Below are 2,239 nucleotides of genomic sequence, written 5' to 3'. Positions count from 1 at the left end.
GGGTTGAGGAAGCCCGTGGCCTCCTCGAGCTTGTTCTTGCGGTAGCTCACCATGCCGACGATGAAGTTGATCTTGTTGAGGGTCTCTAGCGAGAGTTTGGCGAACTCGTCGTTGTACTCCTTGTCGAGGATGGCGCCGGTGATGAAATCCTCGTGCAGGGCCTCGCTGACGGCGACGATGCCCTCTACCGCCTTGAGGTAGTGCGGATGGTTGGGCCCCGCCTTCACGACGTACGAGTACTGGCGCAGGGCGGCGTTGTAGAGGCCGCGCTTCAAGAAGCTCTGCGCGAGGTAGTACTCGGCCTTGAGGCGGATCTCCTCGGACTGGGCGTTGTCCGCCAGGTCTGCAAAGAGGAAGGCGGCGGTCTCGAAGTCGCCGTCGTTGTAGGCCTGGACCGCTTTGTTGTTCTGCCCGGCGTCCGCCTCGGGGCCCGCGGCTGCGAGGGCGGGCGCGGCGAGGGCGAGGACGAGCGCGGCGGTGAGGAGCGGCTGGCAAAAGCGCGTGGCCATTTCGTTCGTTCCTGGCGTCTTGGGGTCGTCGAACTAAAACAGGAAGCTGAAGCCGGCGAAGAAGGAGACGTTGTTGATGACGTCGGAGCTCGTCTCCTTCAAGAGCGACATGGCCAGCTGGCGGTCGTCGGTGGTGGCAAAGCCGCCGTTTGCTGGGCAGCTGCCGCTGACGGGGTTGCCCCCGGTGCTCAACGAATAGAGGTCCTCGTATGAGCACCCGTTGATCTGGTTGACGCGCGCCGTGTAGATGAGGTCGCGGATCTCGAGACGGATCGCTGCGCGCTCGCCGAGCATCACGCGAAACCCGACGTTGAACGTGGTGAGCATCTTGAAGCCAGTGTCGCCGAAGGAGGCGCTTCGGCACTCCGGGGTGTCGGTGCCCGGGCCGCAGTTCGCCACCTGCTGTGGCCGCAGCTGAATCCGCGTCGAGCCGGCACCCAGACCACCCCCGAGAACGAGCGCGAAGTGCACGAGCGTCCCCTCATAGAGCGCGAACTTGCCGTAAATCGGCGACATCTCGACGCTGGCGACCCCGCCGTACTGGAGCAAAAGGGCCGTCGCGGCTTGGGCCTGTTGGTGGCCCTTGTCGATGAGCTCCTGGTTGAAGTCCGACTCCTGGTTCCAGTAGTTCCAAATTGGCATGAGAGAAATCGCGAGGGTCTCTCTCAGGTGGTACGCGTACATCAACCCGACGCCGTAGTGCTGCGTGAACTTGCCGTTGATCTGCAGCACGGCGGGATAGAGCACCAACTCGTGCCGTCCCTCGTTCTCGTGGATCTTCTTCTGGACGATGTTGACGCTGACGTTGGCGTTGCCGAGCGGCGCGCCCTCCACCAACTTCGGGACCTGCACCGGGGCAGCGGGCGGGGCGTCCGCCGGCTTGGTCTCGGCGGGCTTGGTGTCCGGGGCCGTGGCCTCGACCGTCTTGGTCTCGGCCGTGGCGCTGGGCTCGGCCTTCGCCTCGACGGCCGGGGCAGCAGCGGGCTCGGTCGCCGCCGCGCCTTCCGCCGCCCACGCCGACGAGCCGAGCGCGGTGGTGGCCAGCACCAAAGAAACTCTCAGGATGGTCTTCATGTCGCCTCATTGGCCTCCGGCGCCTCGCACCTGCTGCACGCGGGCGGCGCCTGAAGCTTGCGGAAGATCAGAAGGTGAAAACGAAGCCGATGTTGGCGAACACCAGGTGGGTGAAGCCAGGGTTCGCCGACGGGGTGCCTTGCGCCGGCGCGTTGCCCTCGTTTGCCGCGGTATCGCGCTCGGCCGCCGCACGGTCGATCTTCTCGCGGAAGCTGTCGGGGAACATCATGTCGCGCACTTCGACGCGGAAGCCGAGCCAATCCAAGATGAAGAACTTCATGCCGAAGCCTCCCAGAATGACCGGCTTGATCTCTTCTTGGTGGAGGGGGCGCAGGTCGTCGTCTTCACGGTTGCCGCAGGTGACGGCGCTCGAAGGGCGGCTGCCGACGCAGTATACAAGGCTGTCGCGCTTCATCCCGCCTGCCCCGCCGCCCAACGTGAGGTAGAACTGGAAGTGGAAGGGGAAGAGCGAGAAGAAGCTCGCCTTGCCGTAGATGGGCGTCCAGCGGATGGCGCCGGTGGCGCTCCAGGTCATCTGCCAGAGGTCGCTGAAGTCGTCGACGACCTTGGCGGACTTGGTGGGGTTGTCCTTGACGATGGTCTGGCTGGCCGCGTCGGCGACGCTGGTGTGCCGCGAGAGGGCGTAGCCGCCGCCC

General features: G+C 65.3%; 3 protein-coding genes. All 3 read right to left on the bottom strand.

Going from position 1 to position 2,239, the window contains the following annotated elements; all coding sequences use genetic code 11:
- Positions 1–509 (bottom strand): hypothetical protein (locus tag VGK32_21320; GenBank protein ID HEY3384308.1); only part of this gene is annotated, 509 nt, incomplete at its 3' end.
- A 33-nt stretch (positions 510–542) separates the two neighbouring features.
- Positions 543–1,583, bottom strand: coding sequence for an outer membrane beta-barrel domain-containing protein (locus VGK32_21315; GenBank protein HEY3384307.1), 1,041 nt, complete (start codon positions 1,581–1,583; stop codon positions 543–545).
- Positions 1,584–1,650: 67 nt separating this feature from the next.
- A partial coding sequence (locus VGK32_21310; GenBank protein ID HEY3384306.1) for an outer membrane beta-barrel domain-containing protein occupies positions 1,651–2,239 on the bottom strand: 589 nt, incomplete at its 5' end.

This window comes from Vicinamibacterales bacterium (assembly GCA_036504215.1).
Classification (GTDB): Bacteria; Acidobacteriota; Vicinamibacteria; order Vicinamibacterales; family Fen-181; genus FEN-299.
The sequence above is the reverse complement of the archived record's forward strand: the minus strand, read 5'-3'. Positions and strand labels throughout refer to the sequence as shown.